This is a genomic window from Agromyces protaetiae, from assembly GCF_030866785.1.
GTDB classification, from domain to species: Bacteria; Actinomycetota; Actinomycetes; order Actinomycetales; family Microbacteriaceae; genus Agromyces; species Agromyces silvae.
In genome coordinates this window covers 1,329,697-1,349,927 of record NZ_CP133018.1, presented here as the reverse complement: position 1 = coordinate 1,349,927, position 20,231 = coordinate 1,329,697, and the positions used below count along the sequence as shown (strand labels likewise).

19 protein-coding genes are annotated in these 20,231 nt (G+C 71.5%); 8 read left to right on the top strand and 11 right to left on the bottom strand.

The features are described from left to right. Positions 1-151 precede the first annotated feature (151 nt). Positions 152-2,290 (bottom strand): ABC transporter ATP-binding protein, encoded by a 2,139-nt coding sequence (locus tag QU602_RS19100; RefSeq protein WP_373692894.1) that lies wholly within the window; start codon positions 2,288-2,290, stop codon positions 152-154. A gap of 271 nt (positions 2,291-2,561) precedes the next feature. Between QU602_RS19100 and QU602_RS06235 the strand changes: the two genes are divergently transcribed. Continuing rightward, positions 2,562-3,254, top strand: coding sequence for a phosphocholine cytidylyltransferase family protein (locus QU602_RS06235; protein WP_308799375.1), 693 nt, complete (start codon positions 2,562-2,564; stop codon positions 3,252-3,254). 104 nt (positions 3,255-3,358) lie between these two features. On the opposite strand, the gene QU602_RS06230 is transcribed toward QU602_RS06235, so the two are convergent. Then, positions 3,359-3,913, bottom strand: coding sequence for an ECF transporter S component (locus QU602_RS06230; RefSeq protein ID WP_308799374.1), 555 nt, complete (start codon positions 3,911-3,913; stop codon positions 3,359-3,361). An 80-nt stretch (positions 3,914-3,993) separates the two neighbouring features. On the opposite strand from QU602_RS06230, the gene QU602_RS06225 reads away from it, so the two are divergent. The 3 genes from QU602_RS06225 to QU602_RS06215 all read left to right on the top strand — a co-directional run bounded on the left by QU602_RS06225 (position 3,994) and on the right by QU602_RS06215 (position 6,727). Further along, entirely contained in the window at positions 3,994-4,809 is an 816-nt protein-coding gene (locus tag QU602_RS06225; protein WP_373692917.1) for an ABC transporter permease, read from the top strand. Continuing rightward, the gene (locus tag QU602_RS06220; RefSeq protein WP_308799373.1) at positions 4,809-5,585 is read left to right on the top strand and encodes an ABC transporter ATP-binding protein; all 777 of its coding nucleotides are present in this window, start codon (positions 4,809-4,811) and stop codon (positions 5,583-5,585) included. Before QU602_RS06225 ends, QU602_RS06220 begins: the two co-directional genes overlap by 1 nt. Before the next feature lie 134 nt (positions 5,586-5,719). Next, positions 5,720-6,727 (top strand): hypothetical protein, encoded by a 1,008-nt coding sequence (locus tag QU602_RS06215; protein ID WP_308799371.1) that lies wholly within the window; start codon positions 5,720-5,722, stop codon positions 6,725-6,727. Positions 6,728-6,905: 178 nt separating this feature from the next. On the opposite strand, the gene QU602_RS06210 is transcribed toward QU602_RS06215, so the two are convergent. The 5 genes from QU602_RS06210 to QU602_RS06190 form a co-directional block, all read right to left on the bottom strand. Then, positions 6,906-8,201 carry a CDP-glycerol glycerophosphotransferase family protein gene (locus QU602_RS06210; RefSeq protein WP_308799369.1) on the bottom strand — a complete coding sequence of 432 codons (1,296 nt, stop codon included), beginning with the start codon at positions 8,199-8,201 and terminating at the stop codon, positions 6,906-6,908. Between the two features lie 39 nt (positions 8,202-8,240). Next, complete coding sequence (locus tag QU602_RS06205) at positions 8,241-9,080, bottom strand: glycosyltransferase family 2 protein (RefSeq protein ID WP_373692916.1); 840 nt, start codon at positions 9,078-9,080, stop codon at positions 8,241-8,243. A gap of 118 nt (positions 9,081-9,198) precedes the next feature. Beyond that, positions 9,199-10,005: a CDP-alcohol phosphatidyltransferase family protein gene (locus QU602_RS06200; RefSeq protein ID WP_308799368.1), complete on the bottom strand. Its 807-nt coding sequence runs from the start codon at positions 10,003-10,005 to the stop codon at positions 9,199-9,201. A gap of 4 nt (positions 10,006-10,009) precedes the next feature. Next, positions 10,010-11,008, bottom strand: coding sequence for a glycosyltransferase family 2 protein (locus QU602_RS06195; protein ID WP_308800097.1), 999 nt, complete (start codon positions 11,006-11,008; stop codon positions 10,010-10,012). A gap of 179 nt (positions 11,009-11,187) precedes the next feature. Then, positions 11,188-13,059: a S1C family serine protease gene (locus QU602_RS06190; RefSeq protein WP_308799367.1), complete on the bottom strand. Its 1,872-nt coding sequence runs from the start codon at positions 13,057-13,059 to the stop codon at positions 11,188-11,190. A gap of 145 nt (positions 13,060-13,204) precedes the next feature. Between QU602_RS06190 and QU602_RS06185 the strand changes: the two genes are divergently transcribed. Then, positions 13,205-14,452 (top strand): aminotransferase class I/II-fold pyridoxal phosphate-dependent enzyme, encoded by a 1,248-nt coding sequence (locus tag QU602_RS06185; RefSeq protein WP_308799366.1) that lies wholly within the window; start codon positions 13,205-13,207, stop codon positions 14,450-14,452. A gap of 15 nt (positions 14,453-14,467) precedes the next feature. Here the strand turns inward: QU602_RS06185 and QU602_RS06180 are convergent, their stop codons facing one another. The 3 genes from QU602_RS06180 to QU602_RS06170 all read right to left on the bottom strand — a co-directional run bounded on the left by QU602_RS06180 (position 14,468) and on the right by QU602_RS06170 (position 16,171). Then, entirely contained in the window at positions 14,468-15,286 is an 819-nt protein-coding gene (locus QU602_RS06180; protein WP_308799365.1) for a carbon-nitrogen hydrolase family protein, read from the bottom strand. 44 nt (positions 15,287-15,330) lie between these two features. Continuing rightward, positions 15,331-15,900: an NADPH-dependent FMN reductase gene (locus QU602_RS06175; RefSeq protein ID WP_308799364.1), complete on the bottom strand. Its 570-nt coding sequence runs from the start codon at positions 15,898-15,900 to the stop codon at positions 15,331-15,333. 70 nt (positions 15,901-15,970) lie between these two features. Next, entirely contained in the window at positions 15,971-16,171 is a 201-nt protein-coding gene (locus QU602_RS06170; RefSeq protein ID WP_308799363.1) for a hypothetical protein, read from the bottom strand. Positions 16,172-16,382: 211 nt separating this feature from the next. Here QU602_RS06170 and QU602_RS06165 point away from each other — a divergent pair, with 211 nt between their 5' ends. The 3 genes from QU602_RS06165 to QU602_RS06155 all read left to right on the top strand — a co-directional run bounded on the left by QU602_RS06165 (position 16,383) and on the right by QU602_RS06155 (position 19,056). Next, positions 16,383-17,564 carry an alcohol dehydrogenase catalytic domain-containing protein gene (locus tag QU602_RS06165; protein WP_308799362.1) on the top strand — a complete coding sequence of 394 codons (1,182 nt, stop codon included), beginning with the start codon at positions 16,383-16,385 and terminating at the stop codon, positions 17,562-17,564. 119 nt (positions 17,565-17,683) lie between these two features. Then, positions 17,684-18,805, top strand: a complete 1,122-nt coding sequence (locus QU602_RS06160) for a carboxylate-amine ligase (RefSeq protein WP_308799361.1) — start codon at positions 17,684-17,686, stop codon at positions 18,803-18,805. Between the two features lie 128 nt (positions 18,806-18,933). Further along, on the top strand, positions 18,934-19,056 hold the full coding sequence (locus QU602_RS06155) for a hypothetical protein (RefSeq protein ID WP_308799360.1): 123 nt from the start codon (positions 18,934-18,936) through the stop codon (positions 19,054-19,056). A gap of 99 nt (positions 19,057-19,155) precedes the next feature. On the opposite strand, the gene QU602_RS06150 is transcribed toward QU602_RS06155, so the two are convergent. Next, the gene (locus QU602_RS06150; RefSeq protein ID WP_308799359.1) at positions 19,156-20,190 is read right to left on the bottom strand and encodes an NADPH:quinone reductase; all 1,035 of its coding nucleotides are present in this window, start codon (positions 20,188-20,190) and stop codon (positions 19,156-19,158) included. Positions 20,191-20,231: the final 41 nt, after the last annotated feature.

Here is a 20,231-nt window from a genome sequence, read left to right as displayed (position 1 = left end):
AAGTAACGACCGGCCGTTCCTGAAATGAAACGATTCACAAGTCGACTGATCTCAGTTTACGGGGCGGTAGCTCCGTTTCGCAACGATCAGTGCGCTCTCCCCGCGCCTCACCACGACCAGTGCGCGCTCCCAGCGCATCAGCACGACCGGCTCAGTCGACGAAGCTGTGCAGCCACTCCATGCCCTCGGCGGCCTTGCGGCCGCCGGCGAGCTCGACGAAGCGGTCTTCGAGGGTCTGGCCCTGGCGCACCTCGTCGAGCGTGCCGTGCGCGAGCACGTGGCCGCCGACGACGATCGCGGCGGAGTCGCAGACCCGCTCGATGAGGTCCATGCCGTGGCTCGACAGCACGACCGTGCCACCGCCCGCAACGTAGCGTTCGAGGATCTCGGTGAGGTTGGCGGCGGACACCGGGTCGACCGATTCGAACGGCTCGTCCAGGACGAGCAGCCGGGGCGAATGGATCATCGCGCACGCGAGCGCGATCTTCTTGGTCATGCCCGCGGAGTAGTCCGCGACGAGCCGGCCGAGCGCGTCCTCGAGGCCGAACGCGGCCGCGAGGTCGGCTGCACGCTCGCGCACCGTCTGGTGATCGAGCCCGCGCAGCGTTCCCGAGTAGTCGAGCAGCTGCGCGCCGGTGAGCCGGTCGAACAGGCGCAGGCGGTCGGGCAGCACGCCGGTCGCGCGCTTCGCGGCCTTCGGGTCGGCCCACACGTCGATGCCGTGGATCCGCACCGTGCCCTCGTCGGGCCGCAGCAGACCGGTGATCATCGACAGGGTCGTCGTCTTGCCGGCACCGTTCGGGCCGACCACGCCGAAGAACGAACCGGCCCGCACCTCGAGCGAGATGCGGTCGACAGCGGTGTTCGCCCCGAAGCGCTTGACGAGACCGTCGACCTCGAGCACCGCGGGGACGTCGGCGCCGGGCGCCTGACGCGCAACGCGCAGCGTGCGCTTCTTCCGCGGCGCGGGCTTCTTCGGCGGCGCGGCGACGACGGCGACCGCCTGGTCGCGCGTCGCCTCTGCCGGGGCCTGGCCGGAGTCTGATTCGACCTCTGAGGCCGGCTCGGCTTCTGCCGGCACCGGCTGGTCGAGCAGCTCGGCCAGACCATCGGGCTCAGCGGGCGGCGTCGACGCAGCCGACGACGTCGCCTCCGTGGGCTCCGCCACGGTAGTGGCCTCGGCGGCCGGCGCCGGTTCGGCCCTGGTGGCCGGCGCATCGGACGCCGCCTCGGCCGCCGCGGCAGCGGCTGCCGCTTCGGCCAACGGCTCGGCCGGAGCGACCTGCTCGTCGGGGAACGGAAGCTCGTCGACCAGGTACTCGGGGTCGCCGGACGGCTCGGCCTTGCGGGGACGCTCGGCCGCCGTGGTGTCGGTCGTGAGCGCCGCGGCCGCTCGCGGCGTCGGGCGCTTCTTCGCCGAGGTCGACTCGGCGGCACGCGCCCGCGCGGTGGCGCTGGTCGCCGCGCCCTTCTCCGCGGTCGTCCGGGTCGACTTCGCAGCCCGGCCTCGCGCGCTCGAGGCCGTCTTCGACGCGGTGCGTGACGCCGGCGTCCGCTTCGACGAGGTCGCCGGCTCGGCCGGCTCTGCCTCACCGGCCGCCGCCGCAGCGGACTCGGTCGCGCCGGCGGGCTTCGCCGTCGTCGCGCGAGTGCGCGGGGAGCCAGCACGAGCCCGCGGCGCCTTCGCGGCGCCCGACGGCGCGCGCTTCGCGGGTGTGGCGTCGACATCGGGCGCCTCGGTCGCGGACGACTCGGTCGCTGACGCCGCGGCCGCGGATGCCCCGCCGATGGACGCCTCCTCGGAACCGGAGTCCGCCGCCGCGCTCCCGGCAGCCTTCGCCGACCGCGTGCTCGTCGCCGGCGACCGCTTCTTCGCGCCCGCCTTCGCAGCGCCCGCCTTCACAGCACCCGCCTTCGCAGCGCCCGCCTTCGCAACGCCCGCCTTCGCCCCGCCCGATCGCGCGGACGCCGACTTCGAGACCGCTTCGCCCGACGCCTCCGCACCCTGCTCCACCGTCGTCTCCGACGCGGTCGTCTCATCGGTGGCAGCGGCAGAGCCGGCCTCCGCCGAGGCATCCGCCACCGCGGAACCGGACTCGCCCCCCTCAGCCTTCGCCGCGGCCGAGGCGCGCTTCGAGGCGCTTCGGGCCTTCTCCGTCCCGCGCGCGGTCGACGCCGTGCGCGGCGCACGGCCGGCACCGCCCTCGGCACGCGCCCCGTCAGCGGTCGCCCCCCGAACGGTGTCTTCGCGAGCCTCGTCGTTCTGTTCTGAGCGCGAAACTGAAGTCACCCGGCAACGGTATCAACCGTGCCGGTCGCCCGCCGTCCCCCGCGAGGTTGATTGCGGGGTGAGACGCGAGTTTTTTCCTGAGCATCCCCTGAGTGATCAATCACGATCGAATGACGTTCGTCAACCCGTTCCGTCCCTCGCAGGGGGGCCAGGTATTCTGATGATCGGCATAACGGCGTGTCCACATTCGAACTTCCGGGTGAACTGCAGGCGAACGATCGACACGATCGGTCCATGAGCGCGGGCCATCCGACCACCGAAGGAGATGCAGGTGACCACCCAGATCGTGATCCTCGCAGCCGGCATGGGCAGCCGGCTCGGGCGTTCGCTCCCCAAACCCTTGACCGAGCTCAGCGACGGCCGCACCATCATGCGCCAGCAGTTCGACAACATCGAGCACACGTTCGGCACGAACCCGGCCGTGACGATCGTCGTCGGCTACAAGCTCGAGCACATCATCGAGGCGTTCCCGCAGGCATCCTTCGTCTACAACGAGGAATACGACCAGACGAACACCTCGAAGTCGCTCATGCGCGCCCTCAAGGCCTCGAAGTCGGGCGGCGTGCTCTGGATGAACGGCGACGTCGTCTTCGACCCCCGCATCCTCGACCGCGCGATGCCGTTCATCGAGCGCGACCAGTCGTTCGTGACGGTCAACACCGCGAAGGTCTCCGACGAAGAGGTCAAGTACACGACGAGCGCTGAGGGCTACATCAAAGAGCTCTCGAAGACCGTCAAGGGCGGCCTCGGCGAGGCCGTGGGCATCAACTACATCTCGTCCCGCGACAAGGCCACGCTGCTGAGCTACCTGCAGCGGGTCGATGACCAGGACTACTTCGAGCGCGGCCTCGAGCTCGCGATCGAGCGCAACGGCATCCTCGTCGAGCCGATGGACGTCTCCGACCTGTACGCGGTCGAGATCGACTTCGCCGAGGACCTCGAGCGCGCGAACCACTTCGTGTGATCTTTCCTGCGTAGCACCCCCAGCACCACAGCAGCGAACAGCGGATGCCCCGAGGCATCCGCTGTTCGTCTTCTCCCTGCCGGATCGCGGCCGAGGCGGGGCGATCAGGGCTGCCGCTGACCCACCGACTCGCGCGCGACGCCGGCCCGTTCGAGCGCCCGGGCGATGATCCGGCCGATCCAGATGAAGAACGGCGGGCTGGCGACCCAGCACGCCAGCGAGATGATCCACGCCCACCAGGCGTAGTGCTCGGCACCCTGTGCGAAGAACACGACGGCGCCGATGATCGCGCCGGAGACGACGCCGGAGAGGTAGAACATCCACGCATCCCAGCGCCGGTAGCGCGTGAGGAAGAACGGCAGCTCGAGCAGGACCCCGACGAGCAGGCCGGTCGCGACGTAGCGGAACCACCACTGCGGTGCGAACGCCATGCCCACCACGCCCGCGATGAGGCCGGTGAGCAACGCGGTGCCCGGTCGACGGAGCAGCGCGAACGCGACCACGCTCGGCAGGAAATGCGAGCCGACCGTGAGCCCGTACAGGAGCGGGCCGAAGGCCGCGAACGCCGCGGCGAGGTAGCCGGACCCACCGGCGATGAGCCCGCCGCCGACGCCGATCGCGGCGCAGCTCAGCAGGATCCTCGTACTCGTGCCGTGCACGCCACTCCTTCCGGGCGCACGATACACGCCGAACGCCCCCTGCAAACCTACCCCCGGTCGGCCTCTACGATGGGTGCGTGGTGAGCACGGTATCGGTCGGGAGCGAGGGCGACGCGCATCCGCTCCAACGGACGCCCCTGCTGCGCTACCGGCATTCGCTCTGGCTGCTCACGACCCGCGACCTGAAGGTGCGCTACTCGACCTCGGCGCTGGGCTACGTCTGGTCGGTCCTCGACCCGCTCGTGATGGCGGGCATCTACTGGTTCGTGTTCACGCAGGTGTTCCGGCGCCCGGTCGGCACCGAGCCGTACATCGTGTTCCTGCTCACCGCGCTGCTCGCGTGGATGTGGTTCAACGGCGCGGTCTCGGACTCGACGCGCGCGTTCCTGAAGGACGCGAAGCTCGTCAGATCGACCATGATCCCGCGGACGATCTGGGTGAACCGCATCGTGCTGTCGAAGGGCATCGAGTTCCTGCTCGCGCTGCCCGTGCTCGCGCTGTTCGCGATCGTGTTCGGCGCCCAGGTCAGCTGGGAGCTGGTGTACTTTCCGCTCGCGATCCTGCTGCAGGCGATCCTCACCTGCGGCGTCGCGCTCATCGTGGCGCCACTCGTGGTCTTCTTCCGCGACCTCGAGCGCGCGGTGAAGCTCGTCCTGCGCTTCCTGTTCTACGCATCGCCCATCATCTACGGCGTCGAGAACCTGCCGGAACAGCTGCACGTCTGGGCGGCGTTCAACCCGCTGTCGGGGATCTTCGGGCTGTACCGCGCGGGATTCTTCCCGCACGAGCTCGACTGGTTCAACGTCATCGTCTCGGCGGTCATGTCGCTCGCCCTGCTCGCGACCGGGCTGCTGGTCTTCCGCGCGAGCGTGCGCCAGGTGCTGAAGGAGATCTGATGACGGATGCCTCGGCCGCCGAGCTCGCCGCGACGCAGACCTTTGCGATCCGGGCCGAGGGGCTCGGCATCCGGTTCCGCCGCAACCGGCGCGGCCGGCGCTCGTTCAAGGACCTCTTCTCGCGTCGCCGGCGGCGCATGCGCCCGAACGAGTTCTGGGCGTTGCGCGACGTGTCGATCGACGTCCGGCCCGGCGAGGCGATCGGGGTGGTCGGCCGGAACGGCCAGGGCAAGTCGACCCTGCTCAAGCTCGTCGCCGGTGTCATGCTGCCCGACGAGGGTCGCGTGGTGGTCACGGGCGGCGTCGCGCCGTTGATCGAGATCACCGGCGGGTTCGTGGACGACCTGACGGTCCGCGACAACGTGTACCTGACCGCCGGACTGCACGGCATGACCCGAGCCCAGGTCGACGGCAGGTTCGACGAGATCATCGAGTTCGCCGAGATCGGCGACTTCCTCGACACCCCGTACAAGCATCTGTCGAGCGGCATGAAGGTGCGCATCGCGTTCGCCGTGATCGCCCAGCTCGACGAGCCGATCCTGCTCGTCGACGAGGTGCTCGCGGTCGGCGACAAGGCGTTCCGCGAGAAGTGCTATGCCCGTATCGAGGAGCTGCTGGCCGGCGGCCGCACCATGTTCTTCGTCTCGCACAACGAGCGCGACCTGCGCCGCTTCTGTACGCGCGGCCTCTACCTCGACAAGGGCCGTCTGCAGCTCGACGCCCCCATCGACGAGGTACTCGACCGCTACAACACCGAGTACGCCGCCAAGAAGTAGCCCCGCATCGGCGCGCTCGAACGCCACCTCTCGCTCTGAGCGACATCCGGGGCACCCGGGTATCGCGATTCCAACCTCCTCTGGCCGGGCGCAAGCCCGGGCGACCGTCGAGGAAGTGCGCTTAGGATCGGCGCATGTCCGAGCGCGTGCACAAGATCACCTCGATGGGGACCGAAGCGCCCCGCGAGTCCGGCGAGCCCGGCGAGCCCGGCGGCCCGGGCGACGCGGCCGCGCCGCCGTCGGCGGAGGGTCGGGCGCACGGCTTCGAGCGGGGCATCGACCTCGCCCTCGCCATCCAGCGGCCCGTCGTGCTGGCGCACCTGCGGAGCATCCGCCGCCGCGCACCCGAGGCGACCCCCGAGCGACTCGTGCGCATCCTCGAACAGCGCTACCTCGCCGCGGTGACCACCGGCGGCGCCGCCGTCGGCGCGACCGCCGTCATCCCGGGCATCGGCACGGGCGTGACGCTCGCGCTGTCGGGTGTGGAGACCGCCGGCTTCCTCGAGGCCACCGCCCTGTTCGGCCAGTCGGTCGCCGAGGTGCACGGCATCCCGGTCGAGAGCCCGGAACGCGCTCGCGCGCTCGTCATGACGCTCATGCTCGGCAAAGAGGGCAGCGACCTCGTGCGCCAGTTCGCGGGGCAGGCCACCGGCACGGGCGTCGCCCGCAACGTCTACTGGGGCGAGCTCATCACCAACACGCTCCCGAAAGCGGTCATGGGCACGGTCGTCGACCGGCTGCGCCACGTGTTCATCAAGCAGTTCGCGGTGCGCGGCGGCGTCGGCTGGCTCGGCAAGGCGCTGCCGTTCGGCGTCGGCGCCGCCATCGGCGGCATCGGCAACCACGTGCTCGGCCGACGCGTGCTCACGCAGTCCCGCCTGGCGTTCGGGCAGGCACCCGCCGTGGTGCCCGCCGAGCTCGAGCCGCGCGGCGACGAGTCGGCGCTGCAGTCCGTCGGCCGCGGAGCGGCCCGTGCCGGCGCGGCCATCGGCGGTCTCGCGAAGGCCTCGGCCCGAGGCATCCGTGACGTGGGCGCGGCGACCGGCCGCGCCGCGCGAGGCGCACGTGGCGCGCTCACCCGCAAGCCCGCCGCCGAGCCGAGCGCCCCCGACGAACCCGACGCCCCCCACCACAGCCGCTAGCCGTTAGCCGCAAGCCGCGAGCCGGCATCGAACGGTCGCGGATGGCGCGTCGCAGCGGCCAGAACCCACCATCCGCGCCCGCTCGCGTGTAGGTCACGCGCGACCAGGGGCGGGCGGATCCGCTGCCGGTGAAACACGCACACGCACGGCGGGCGTCGCACGGCGGGCCCGGGCGGTGCTACGCGGTCGCCTCGAGGTCGTCGTCGATCGCGTCAGCGCGCTCGTCGTGCTCGTCGATCTCGCCGTCGCCGGCGTGCAGCGCCGCGAACCGCTCCCACTCGGCGAACAGGTGCTCGACCGCCGCATGGAAGCGCCGCGTCGTCGCACCGGGCGTCATGTCGCCGAAGTAGCGCTCGACCCAGACGCCGAGCCGCTCGAGCGCGGTCTGGTCGTGCGCGACCTCGTCGAGTCGCGCGAGCATCGACTCCCCGGGGCCGGCGTCGAGCCACTCGCACGCGCCGAGGTAGCCGCCGGTGTCGATCTCGGCGCCCGGGTTCACGGGACGGGTGATGAGCAGCGGTTTGCCCGCCGCGAGGCGGTCGTACACCATTGCGGAGACGTCGACCACGGCGACGTCGGCCGCGGCGAGCTGCCAGCCGAGCTCGGCGCCGTCGTCGACGATGTGCTGCGCACCCGGGTCCTCGACGTTCGCCTCGTGGATCGCCTGTGTGATCTCGCGATTCGCGGCGTCGTAGGCGTGATCGATCACGCCCGAGCGCGGATGCGGCCGGTAGATCACCCGGTGCCGCCCCGAGGCGAGCAGCGCGCGCACGAGATGCACGCCGTGCGACGCGATCGAGCCGTAGGCCGCCGCCGCCCGGTCACCCTCCCAGGTGGGCGCGTACAGCACGACCTCGCGGTCGTCGGGCGTGTACGGCAACACACCCGAATAGTGGTCGGCCTGCGGGCGGCCGATCGCGATAGCGCGCTTGTCGAGGTCGTAGTCCCACAGCACCTTCGACAGCCGCGCCCTGGCCGCGTCGCCGGCGATCAGGGCGTAGTCGTACGCCTTGAACTGGTTCGTGGTCATGTACATCTTGTCGGACTCGCCGTGGTTGATGAACACGTGCCAGCGACGCCCGTATCGCATCATCTGGAAGTTCTTCGCGTTCTGGTTCACGTAGAAGATCACGTGCAGATCCTGCTCGTGGATCACCTGCTCGAGCTCGGCGACGCGTCGCACGTATGCGACGGGCACCGGCGACTCCTCGAGCAGCGCGAGCGCCGCACCCGATGCCCGGCTGAGGATGAGCACCGGATGCGTCTTGGCGAGCTCGGCGAGCGGCGCGTACCACTGGCGCAGCTGGTAGAGATTGACCTTGCCGTCGGCGAAGTACACGCCGATCTTGTACCGGTGCGGCTCGAGCCGCGGCCTGGCCGCGAGTTCCGCGGCGAGCGTGCGTTGCGCACGGCGCGAGGCCAGGACGTTCCTCACGAGCTTGATGGTGCGCCGTGCGTCAGTCCGAAATCCCACTGAACAAGGGTAGCGACCTCGGCGGGTCACCGGCACCGATCACACGATCGGCGGCCGGCCGGCCCGGGTCATCCGCCACACGGTGCGCCAGCGCATCGCCCGGCGCCCGCCCGGCTGCTCGCGCCACCCGGCGCGCCATCCGCCGAACCAGGCGCGGAGCGCCGCCGGGCGGCGGGCCCAGCGGAGCACCTGGATCGCCGTCCAGGTGCCGACGTAGACGGGCACGAGCGGGGCGGGCAGGTTGCGTTTCGCGAGCCATACCCGGTTGCGGGCGTTGAGACGGTAGTACTCGGCGTGGCGGGCCGGATCGATGACCGGATGCCCCGCCTCGAGGTCGCCCGCGTACCAGGCGCGATGCCCGGTGTCCCAGACGCGCCAGGCGAGCTCGATGCCCTCGTGCGCGTAGAAATACGGGTCCCCCCAGCCGCCGGCCGCGTCGAACACGGGGCGGGGCATGAGCACCGCGCCTTCCCAGCAGGAGAACACGTCGCCGGATGTCTCGGGGTCCCCCTTGCGGATGCGCGGGATCCATCGGCGCGGGGCGGTGAGCCCGGTGGGGTCGACCACTCGGGGCTGGATGAGGCCGAGGTCCGGGCGTTCGGCGAGCATCCGGCAGCCGCGAGCGAGGAAGTCGTCGTGCGGGAGGAAAGCGTCGTCATCGAGGAAGAACAGCACCTCGCCCTCGACGTGCGGCACCCCGCGGTTACGCCCGGCCGGGATGCCGAGGTTCTCGGGCAGGTGCACGGTCTTCACGCCCGCCGGAAGCATGGAGGTCGCCGGATCCCAGCCGTTGCCGACGACGACCACGTCGGTCACGACCTCGCGCTGCGCGAGCACGCTCTCGATGCCCCTGGCGAGGTCGTCGGGGCGCCGCCCCATCGTGAGCACGACCACGCCGACGCGTGGGCGCGGGCCGTCGGGCTCGCGGGCACCGGGCTCGCGGGCGCCGGGCTCGCGGGCGCCGGGCTGGCGGGCGCCGTCAGGCCCGTGAGCGCCGTCAGGCCCGGACACGGCGGCTCGCCATGATCGCGACGAAATGACCGACGAGCGCCAGGACGGCCAGCGGCAGCAACGCTGCGACCACGACACGGTCGACGAACGGCTGCCCGACGATGAGGCCCACGAGCGCCGCAGCGAACGCGATGAGCGTGAGCTCGACCGAGTGGTACAGCCGGTGGAACGGCAGGAACTTCGCCGCGCGGCGGAGCTTCGCGACCAGTCCACCTCGCGGCGCAGTCTCGCCGTGGGTGTCGGCGAGCTTGGCCAGGCCGGCGTTCGCCCGCGCCACGTGGACCATGTCGTTGAGCGCCTTGTTGAGCACGATGACGAGCGCGAGCATCGCACCGACGGTCGTCCAGAGGAAGTCGGCCGGGAACTCGAGTGGGTAGGCGGCCGCGCGGATGCCGAGCGCGATCGGGATCAACGCCTCGGTCGTGTAGTGCCCGACCTTGTCGAGGAACACCCCGGCGGGCGAGGAGGTCTTCCGCCATCTCGCGACCTCGCCGTCACAGCAGTCGATGAGCATCTGCAGCTGACCCAGCACGACCGCGAGCAACGCGCCCCAGATGCCCGGGATGAGGAGCGCGGCAGCCGTCGACCAGCCGACGAGGATCATCAACCCGGTCACGCCGTTGGCCGAGATGCGGGTGTGCAGCAGCAGCCAGGTGAGGTACGGCGACAGCCGCCGGAGATACAACGACGCGGTCCAGTGCTCGGCATTGCGCCGCAGGCGCACCTCGGGCGGTTGCGTCACGGCCTTGAGCTCGGCGATGCTCGTGGGTCGTGCGTAGCCGGCTGAGCTCATCCCCTCACCTTCCCGTGTGTCGCGCGATGTTCTTCGCGAGCGAGAGGTATCCGAGCACGAAGCCGGATCCCCATGCGATGTGGATGCACGGCAGCACCACCAGGAATCGGCTCGCCGTCGCAGCACCCGATCCGCGAGCGTATCGGACGGTCGCCGCGCACACGAACGCGGCGTACACCGCGGGGATCGCGAATCCGAGGAGCAGCCACGGCGTCTGGCCGAGCGCGGCCTGCACGACGCCCGCGATTCCGGCGAGCAGGCCGAGGCCGACGCCGACGACCATCGCCGGCGGGACGAAATAGCGGAGGCCGTTCGCCGCGGGGAACCGGCGTGCGAGCTCGCCACGCCATAACCCGGTCGAGAACATTTGACGGGCCAGGCGGCCGAGGCTCGATCGCGGCCGGTAGGTCACGGAGAGCTCGGGTGTGAACCACACGGTGCCGCCGTGCTCGCGCAGCCGCCGGTTGAGCTCCCAGTCCTGACCGCGCTTGATGTCCTCGTCGAAGAGCCCGACGCGGTGCAGGGCGTCGGTGCGGAACACGCCGAGGTACACCGTCTCGGCCGGGCCTTCGGGCCCGCCGATGTGCAGCTTCGTGCCGCCGAGCCCGACCTTGGTGCTGTACGCGAGCGCGACCGCCCGCTCGAACGGCGTCTCGCCGCGCGCGGCCATGACACCGCCGACATTGTCTGCGCCGGTGCGCTCGAGCGTCGCCACCGCGACACGGGTGTACTGCGGCGGAAGCATCGAGTGCGAGTCGACCCGGACGACGACGGGATACTGCGCCGCGCGTATGCCGAGGTTCAGACCGGCGGGGGTCGAGCCGACCTCGTTGTCGAGGACGCGCACCCGCTCGTCGCGCGCGGCGAGGTCGGCGACGAGCTCGCCGGTGCCGTCGATCGAGGGCCCGAGCGCGATCAGCACCTCGACGGGGCCGTCGTAGTCCTGTTCGAGGATCGACGCCACGGCCGCCCTGACGTGCGAGACGTCGTTCAGCACCGGCATGACGTAAGAGACGCCGACGCGTGGCGACGGCGTCGCCTCGGGTGGCTCTTGGGGCAAGGGTCCTCACTCGTGCTCGGTCGATCGAGCCTAGCAGCGCACCGGGCCCGAGGGGCGTCGGCCGGCCATGGACGCGAGCGGGGCCGGCGCCCGACGGCGCCGGCCCCGCTCGGGTGGCTAACTCAGCCTTCGAACGTGCCGAGGGTGACCTCGATCGTGTTCGTCTCATCACCGCGCTGGTAGGTGAGCTGCGCCGTCGCGCCGCCGGCCTGTGCGCGGACCTGCGCCGTGAGGTCGGTCTGGTCGGTGATCTGGACGCCGTTGAACTCGGTCACCACGTCACCGGCCTGCAGCCCGGCCGACGCCGCAGCGCCGCCCTGCGTGACCTCGGTGATCAAGGCGCCGACGTTCGTGGCGTCCGCCTCGGCCTGGGCGCTCGTCACCGTCGCGCCGAGGAGGCCGTGGCTGGCCGAACCGTCTTCGATGAGCTCCTGTGCGACCCGCTGGGCGAGGTTCGACGGGACGGCGAAGCCGACGCCGATGTTCCCGGCCTGGCCGGACGCTCCGCCCGCGGAGAGGATCGCGACGTTGACGCCGATGATCTTGCCCTCCGAGTCGACGAGTGCGCCACCCGAGTTCCCGGGGTTGATCGCCGCGTCGGTCTGGATCACCGGGATGGAGATCGTGCCGCCGGACTGCGTCTGCTGTCCGCCTTCCTGACCGGGGATGTCGAAGTTCCAGAAGTCGAACGGCTGCTGGCTCTCGCCCTCGCGGCTGTCTTCCGGCGACTCGGGGACGGCCGACGACTTCACGTCGATGCTGCGGTTCAGGGCGCTCACGATGCCGTTGGTCACGGTGCCGGAGAGTCCGAGCGGCGCCCCGATCGCGATCGCCACGTCACCGACGTTGAGCGCGTCGGAGTCGGCGAAGTCGAGCGCCTGCAGGCCGGAAGCATCCTGGAGCTTGATCACCGCGAGGTCGGACATCGGGTCGGTCCCGATGAGGTCGGCCGTGTAGAGGCGGCCATCGCTCGCCTTCACCTGGATGGTGGGCTCACCGGTCGTGCCGTCGAGCGTGACGACGTGCGTGTTCGTGAGCACGTAGCCGTCTTCGGAGATGATGATGCCTGATCCGGTGCCGGCGCCCTGCCCGCCGGCGACGGAGATCGTCACGACGGATGGGCTGGCCTTGGCGGCGACGGCCGTGATCTCGTTCACCGAGTCGGTGTCGTTGACCACGATGTTCTGGGTGCCGGTGGCCGAGGACTCGACCGCGCCGGTCGACCGGTCGCCACCGACGAGCGCCGTGATGCCGGCGCCAGAGGCGCCACCGATGAGCGCGGCGGCGACGATCGCCGCGGCGACCCCGAGCCCGACCCGTCGCGGCTTGGGCTGCCCGGCCGACGCCCCGTCCGCGGGGGCGCCGGGGGTGCCGGGGCCGCCGAAGGCCGGCGGAACCGAGCCGGGCGCGCCCGGAAGCGGCTGCGTCGGCTGCGTCTGCGCGTGGTGCGCCGTCGGCGCCTGGCCGCCCGCGCCGTGCGGGCCGGGTGCCTGGTGACCGGCGTGCTGCCCGTAGGGGGCCGGCTGCGCCTGCTGCTGCGGGTGCTGCTGTCCGTAGTACTGCTGCGCCGGTGCGGCGGGCGTCGAAGACTGGTGACTGTACTGCGGCGCGTGGTACGGCTGCGGCGTCTGGCCGGGCGCGTAGACGGTGCCCGTCGGCGCAGTCGGCTCCTGCGCAGCGGGAGCGGAAGCTGCGGGCGCGACCGGCTCCGTCGGCGCCGTCTGCGCCGTCGGCGTGGTCGCCTGCGCCGTCTGGGCCGTCGGTTCGGTGTGGCCGGCCGGCTGTGCGGCCGGGGCTGCGGGCGGGGCCGGCATCGAGACCGGGGCAGCCGGCGAAGCGGACTGCGCGTCCGAGGTCGGTGCGGCCGGGGCTGCGGGCGTGGCGGGAGCGGTGCTCGCGGTCTCAGCCGTGGCGGCGGCCTCGGGCGCGCCCTCTGCCGGCTGACGAGGCTCCGTGGGCTCCCCCTGGGCCGGGCCGTGCTGGTGATCGGTCATGTCTGCTCCTTTCAAGCGATCCCCACTCTCACCCCGCACCCTGTGCGGTGGATCGGCGAAGTCTATGAACTCGCTATCGCTTCACCTGGAGTCATCCGGATGCCGCGCCCAGCGTAGCGACCGGAACCTGGCATACGGTGTGAGCGTGACGGTGACGCCCAACCCCCTTCTCCCTTGGCAGCGCACGGCGGCAGGCGCGGGCCTGCTCGCGGCGGACGGCAGCGTGCGGCCCACGATCTTCGCCGAGATGAGTGCGCTGGCCCTCGCGAGCGGTGCGATCAACCTCGGGCAGGGCTTCCCCGACGAGGATGGACCGCCCGAGGTGCTCGAGGCCGCACGCGAGGCCATCGCGTCGGGGCTCAACCAGTACCCGCCCGGCCCCGGTGTGCCCGTGCTGCGCGAGGCCATCGCGCGTCACCAGGCGAGATGGTACGGCCTCGAGACGGATGCCTCGACGGAAGTGCTGGTCACGGCCGGCGCCACCGAAGCGCTGGCCGCCACGATCCTCGCCTTCGTCGAGCCGGGCGACGAGGTCGTCGCGTTCGAGCCCGCATACGACGCCTATTCGGCGCTCGTGGCGCGAGCGGGCGGTGTGCTCCGCACCGTACCGCTGCGCTGGACCCCCGACGCCGAGCGGCCGGATTGGCGCCCCGACCCCGACGAGCTCCGCGCCGCGGTCACCGATCGCACCCGGCTCGTCCTCGTCAACTCGCCGCACAACCCCACCGGCGCCGTGCTCGACCGCGACGTCCTCGAGCTGGTGGTCGAGCTCGCCGAACACCATGACGCGTTGATCGTCACCGACGAGGTCTATGAGCACCTCGTCTTCGACGGCCGCCACGTGCCGGTGGCGACGCTCCCCGGCGCCTGGGCGCGCACCCTCTCGATCTCGTCCGGCGGCAAGACGTTCAACACCACCGGCTGGAAGATCGGCTGGGTCACCGGGCCGGCTCCGCTCATCACGGCGGTGCTCGCGGTGAAGCAGTACCTGACGTATGTGAACGGCGGGCCGTTCCAGCCCGCGATCGCGGCCGGACTCGACCTGCCCGACTCCTATTTCACGGCCGCCGCCGACGCGCTCCGCGCCAAGCGCGACCTGCTCGCGGACGGGCTCACCGCCGCCGGGTTCGGGGTGTCCCTCCCGGCGGCGGGCTACTTCATCGTCGCCGATGCGGCACCGCTGGCCGGGGTCGCCGACGGCCGCTGGGACGACGGCGAGACGCTGTGCCGTCGACTGCCCGAGCTCGCGGGCGTCGTGGGCGTGCCGGTGTCGGCGTTCGTGCCGGCCGAGCGTCGCGGCGACGTCGCGAACCTCGTGCGGTTCGCGTTCTGCAAGCGCCGGGACGTCCTCGAAGAGGCATCCGCCCGGCTCACGCGCCTCAGGGCTCGGTGACCCGGTTCGCGGACGTCAGCGCTCGATGACCCCGAATCGACGCAACTCGAGCGCCGGGTTCACCCGGCGCACGGCATCGATGCGTTCGCGCGAGACCCAGGCGAGCGCGACATCGGTCGCCTCGCCGATCGTCGCGACCTCGACGCCCATCGGGTCCACGATCATGCTGTTGCCGGCGCCGACCGGCGGCGCGTGGTCGGCCGCGGCGACGTAGATCGTGTTCTCGAGCGCGCGAGCCGTCGTGAGCGTGCGCCAGTGCGCCTCTTTGAGCGGGCCGCGCACCCACTCGGCGGGCATGCAGACGACGTCGGCACCCGCGTCGACGAGCCGGCGGGTCACCTCGGGGAATCTCGCGTCGTAACAGGTCTGCAGCCCGAACGTCAGCCCGCCCGCGGTGAACAGCTCGGGCTCGTCGATGTCGCCCGGTGCGATCCACTCGGACTCCTGCGCGCCGAACGCGTCGTAGAGGTGGAGCTTGCGGTACCGCGCCACCACGCCGGCATCGGGTGCGACCGCGACGACCGTGTTCCGGACCCGGCGCTCCCCCGGCACCCGCTCGATGAGGCCCGCGACGAGGTGCACGCCGAGCCGGGCGGCGAGCGCCGCGAGCGCCGTCGTGAACTCGCCACCGTCGACGTCTTCGGCGGCGTCGAGCCAGTCCTCACCCGGCTGCGGCGTGAAGTAGCTCGAGTACTCGGGGAAGACCACGAGCCTCGCCCCGCGGCCGGCCGCGAGCGTCGCGAGCCGTTCGATCTCGTCGCGATTCGCGCTGCGGTCGTCGGTCGGGGCGAACTGGGCGACGGCGACGGCGAACGCCTCGGATTCGGTCGGCATACGGCCAGCCTACGGGTGCGCGGCCCGCGTGCGGCGCCGCCAGCTCAGCGTCGCGGGAGCACCGTCAGCACGCGCTCGATGTGGTCGCGGAACTCGGCCATGTAGTTCGTGAGGAAGGTCTCGGTGCTCTCGTCGTGCACCGCGCCGTCATCGGCGAACACCTCGGGCGAGAACCGGATGTATGCCTCGGGCGCCGTCATCTGCCTGGCATTGCAGAAGCTCAGCACGGCGCGCAGGCTCTGCTGGGCGAGCGCGGTGCCGATCTGCCCGGCTGACGCGCCGATCACCGCGGCCGGGATGTGGTCGAACGAGTTCTGACCCCAGGGCCGCGACGCCCAGTCGATCGCGTTCTTCAGCGCGCCGGGGATCGAGCGGTTGTATTCGGGCGTCACGAAGAGGACGGCATCGGCCCGCGAGATCGACTCCTTCAGCGCCTGCGCCGGCGCCGGGTAGTCGGCGTCGTAGTCCGGGCTGTAGAGCGGCAGGTCGCCGATCGCGATCTCGCTGAACTCGAGGTCGCCGGGCGCGATGCGGATGAGCGCGCGTGACAACACGCGGTTGATCGACGTGGACGACAGGCTGCCGACGAAGTATCCGACTCGGTAGGTGCTCATGCGTCCACATTCGGCGACCCGCCCGCGCGCCGCCAGAGGGTTGCGCTCGGTGCCGAGGTCGCACTCGGAGTCAGGCGCCGAGCAGCACGAGCACGTGGTACACGACGTACACGGGCCAGACGATCGCCTGGAGCAGCCCGAGGATGACGCCCCAGAACGATCCGTCGGACACCGAGATGAAATAGATCGCCGCCCCGATGTACGCCAGCAGGAAGAAGAAACCCAGCGACCCCGAGGTCGCCGTCACCCGGCTACGACCGTCCCCGCTCATGCTGACCACCCCCGCGATCGAAACGAGCCCGCGCTCGCCGTCAGGCTAGCCCGGACCGGCCGTCGCGTCGAGCTGCGGAACACGGCTGCTCCCGAGCACCGGACCGAAGACGGCGGATGTCTCGGCGTCGGGGCACTCGACCGATCACCATGGCCGCCGCCCACGCGTCAACCCCCGCGGCGCCGCGCCGCGTGCGGCGTAGACAGGGGCCATGCGAGCACTCACCTGGCAGTCCACCGGTCACGTCTCCGTCGAGACCGTCCCCGACCCGACGATCGAGGATCCGAAGGATGTGGTGATCCGGGTGACCTCGACCGCGATCTGCGGATCCGACCTGCACCTGTACGGCGTCCTCGGCCCGTTCCTCGACCGCGGCGACATCCTCGGCCACGAGGCCATGGGCGTGGTCGAGGCCGTCGGGTCCGACGTGCGCACCCTCGCGGCCGGCGACCGCGTCGTCGTGCCGTTCGTCATCGCGTGCGGCGAGTGCGCGATGTGCCGGTCGGGCCTCACGACCCAGTGCGAGACCACGCAGAACCACGAGCACGGCACGGGTGCCGATCTGTACGGGTACACCGAGCTGTACGGATCGGTGCCCGGTGGGCAGGCCGAATACCTTCGCGTGCGCCGCGCCGACGCGAACGCCTACAAGGTCGGGCACGATCTCCCCGACGATCGCTACCTCTTCCTGAGCGACATCCTGCCGACCGCCTGGCAGGGCGTGCAGTACGCGAACGTGCCCGACGGTGGCACGCTCGGCGTGCTCGGGCTCGGCCCGGTCGGCCAGTTCGCCGCGCGGATCGGCCGGCATCTCGGTCACCGGGTCATCGCGATCGACCCCGTTCCGGAGCGACGGCTGATGGCCGAGCGATACGGCATCGAGACGCTCGACCTCGGTGACGACACGCTCGACGCGCTCCGCGAGCGCACGAGCGGGCGCGGGCCGGACTCGATCGTCGACGCGGTGGGCCTCGAGGCGCACGGCAACCGGACGATCGAGGTCGTGCAGAAGGCGGTGGGCATCCTCCCCGACGCCGCCGCCAAGCCGATCATGCAGCACGCCGGCGTCGACCGGCTCGCCGCACTGACGTTCGCCATCGACGCGGTGCGTCGCGGCGGGACGCTCTCGCTGAGCGGCGTCTACGCGGGCGCCGCCGACCCGCTGCCGATGATGACCATGTTCGACAAGCAGCTCTCCCTGCGCATGGGCCAGTGCAATGTGCACGCCTGGCGCGACGAGCTGCTCCCGCTCGTCGAGGATCCCGCGGACCCGCTCGGCACCGAGGACCTCACCACGCACCGGGTGCCGCTCGACCGCGCGCCCGAGATGTACGAGATCTTCCAGAAGAAGGAGCAGGGCTGCATCAAGGTGGTGCTCAAGCCCGGCGCGTGAGTCCCGGGTCAGGTCCGGGCGATCTGTCCACCTCACGGAGCGCATTCGAGCGGCACATGTCACACTGAACGTCGGGGCCGCACCGAAGAGGGTGCGTCGATGTTCGAAAGCGTGATGCGATGAGACGGACATTCGGAGTCGAGGAAGAGCTGCTCTTCGTCGACGGACAGACGGGGGCGCCCGTGCCGGTCGCGCCCGAGGTCCTCGAGCTCGCCGCACGAGACGGTGTCCCACCTGACGCCGCGGTCGCCGAGATGCACGAGGAGATGCTCGAGCTGGTGTCGCGCCCGCACGCCTCGCTCCGCGCACTGGCGGCCGAGGTCCGGCGTTCGCGGCGATCGGCGGATCGCTGGGCGGGTCGCCTCGGCGCCCGCGCGGTGGCGCTCGGGACGTCCCCGTTCCCCAGTAGCCCGCACCCGTCGCCGGGACCGCGCTACCGGGCGATCGTCGAGCGGTACGGGGCGACCTCGCTGCGCTGCATGACGTGCGGATTGCACGTGCACGTCTCGGTGTCCTCGCCTGACGAAGGTGTCGCGATCCTCGACCGGATCCGCGTCTGGCTGCCCGTGATCCGCGCACTGGCCGCGAACTCGCCCTTCCACAACGGGATCGACACGGGCTACGCGAGCTACCGGTTCCTGCAGTGGAGTCAGTGGCCTTCGAGCGGGCCGAACGAGGTGTACGGAAGCCTCGAGGCGTACCATTCGGCGATCGACGCGCTGCTGCGCACCGGCGCCCTCCTCGACGAGGGGATGCTCTACCCCGACGTGCGGCTGTCGAGCCGCTTCCCGACCATCGAGGTGCGGGTCGCCGACGTGCCGCTCCTCCCGTCGGCCACGGTGACGATCGCCGGCCTGATCCGCGGACTCGTGGCCTCGGCAGCGGCGTCCGCCGCACGCGGGGATCCCGCTCCTCCCGCGTCGGCCGACGTGCTCCGGCTGGCCTCGTGGACCGCCTCGTTGGAGGGGCTCGAGGGCCTGCTCGTCCATCCGCTCCGGGGTGAGCCGGCGCCCGCGGCCGAGGTCGTCGGCGCACTGCTCGCCGAGGCCGCACCCGGTCTTCTGGAGCACGGCGATCTCGACGTCGTGACGACGGGCGTGCAGCAGATCCTTCGCGACGGCAACGGCGCCTCGATCCAACGGCGTGCCGCCGAGGCATCCGGCCTGCTCGGCGCGGTGCTCGCCGGAGCCACGCCCGTCCGTTCCTCCTCACCGACGCGCCCCACCGCCGGAGCGGCCTGACGACTCGTACGCGGAACCCATGGAGCCGCACGCGGGTCGGTGCGGCACACCCGGACGGCAGGTCAAGCCCCTGTCACCGGCCGGTCGCCTGGGCGAGACTGGCGGCACCATCACGATTGGAGCGACCGATGACGGATGCCACTCCCCGCAGCGAGGACGAGCAGGAACGGGACCCCAGCGAAGAGGGCGAGCCGATGACCAAGTCGACGGACGGCGGCCTCGAGGCCGGCGACCCCGGCGTCGAGGAATAGCGTCCCGCGCCGACGAGGAATAGCGTCCCGCGCCGACGAGGCCGGGAAACGAAGGCCGCTCCCCGACGGGAGCGGCCTTCGTCATGCCGGTCGGCGCACTCAGGCGGGGCGGTCGCTCGCGGCCACGTCGATGAGCACCTTGCCGACCGTGCCGGCTTCGACGGCGTCGTGGGCGGCGGCGGTCTCCTCCAGGCCGAACCAGGTCAACGGGAGACCGGCCGCCGCTCCGACCGGAAGCGCCCCGTCGCGGAGCGCCGCCGTGATGTCCTCGGCCGCGGCGTGCAGGGCCGCATCGCCGACGGTGTACATCAGCAGACCCTGGAGTCGCGCGTTCTTCGCGAACGCGGGGCGGATCGGCACGTCGACGTGGTCGCCGCCGTTGTCGGCGTAGAACGCGATGCTGCCGTGGTTCGCGAGCACGCGGAGGCTGAGGGCGGCGTTCTCCGCGAGCGAGACCTCGACGATGTGGTCGATGCCCTCGGGCGCGAGACGCTCGATCTGCTCGGCGACGTCGTCGTCGGTGTACCGCACGACGTGGTGTGCGCTGGCCGCGCGCGCGAGCTCGCCCTTCTCGTCGCTGCTCACGGTCGTGAGCACGGTCGCGCCGGCCCAGACCGCGAGCTGGATGGCCGCGTGGCCGACCGCGCCGGCGCCTCCGCTGACGAGGACGGTGCGGCCGCTCAGCGCGCCCGGCGACAGCCGGGTGGGCCCGGCCTCGTGCACGGTGAGGGCCCGGTGCGCCGTCATGGCGGGAACCCCCAGGCTCGCCGCGACGTCCATGCCGATGCCCTCGGGCAGGCGCACCACGCGGGTCGCCGGCACGACGGTGTACTCCTGTGCCGTGCCGGTGGGCCGTTCGTGCTGGGCGAGATAGAGCCAGACCCGGTCGCCGACCGTGAGGCCGTCGACGCCGTCGCCGATCGCGTCGACGACACCGGCTCCGTCCTGATTGGGCACGATCTCGCCTGCGGGCCCGGGGCGTCCGCCACCGGCGCGGTTCTTCCAGTCGGTCGGGTTCACGCCCGAGACGGCGACCTTGACCCGCACTTCGCCCTGGGCTGGTTCGGGGACGTCACGCTCCACGAGCGACAGCACGGAGGACGGACCGGGATTCGCATAGACGACGGCTCTCATGCCAGGGTCAACCGAGCCGGCGTCCCGGGTATTTCGTCGCG